1 protein-coding gene is annotated in these 586 nt (G+C 48.6%); it reads right to left on the reverse strand.

Annotated features, from left to right (window positions below; genetic code table 11):
* Positions 1-586: Holliday junction branch migration DNA helicase RuvB (ruvB, locus tag R7044_RS26800; RefSeq protein WP_225456181.1), on the reverse strand; the 586-nt coding region annotated here is incomplete at both ends.

Raw genomic sequence — 586 nt, forward strand, 5'->3', positions numbered from 1 at the left:
TATGCACGATCTGTGGCGATTCTTCCTCGGGGAGTGCGTTGTAAATAGCCTTGCTGAATCAAATATGGTTCTAGCACATCTTCAATGGTGTCTTTTTCTTCACCAATAGCGGCAGCCATATTGTCGAGTCCAACTGGACCACCACCAAATTTCTCCATGATAGCGAGAAGAAGCTTGCGGTCCATGTAATCGAAGCCCTGAGCATCGACATCCAACATATTAAGCGCTTTGTCAGCAACATCGGCACAAATATGTCCGTTGCCCTTCACTTCTGCATAGTCACGGACACGGCGCAATAGACGGTTCGCAATACGAGGCGTACCACGAGCTCGTCGAGCAACTTCTAACGCGCCTTCTGGCTCCATCGACAACCCTAGACAATCTGCACTGCGTTGAACAATGTTCTGTAGATCTTGCACTTTGTAGTACTCAAGACGCTGAGTAATACCAAAACGGTCACGCAGCGGAGAAGTCAAAGACCCCGCACGCGTCGTTGCACCAATCAATGTGAATGGTGGCAAATCAATTTTGATAGAACGTGCGGCCGGGCCTTCACCAATCATGATGTCCAATTGGTAATCTTCCA

The organism is Vibrio sp. 1402 (assembly GCF_033340275.1).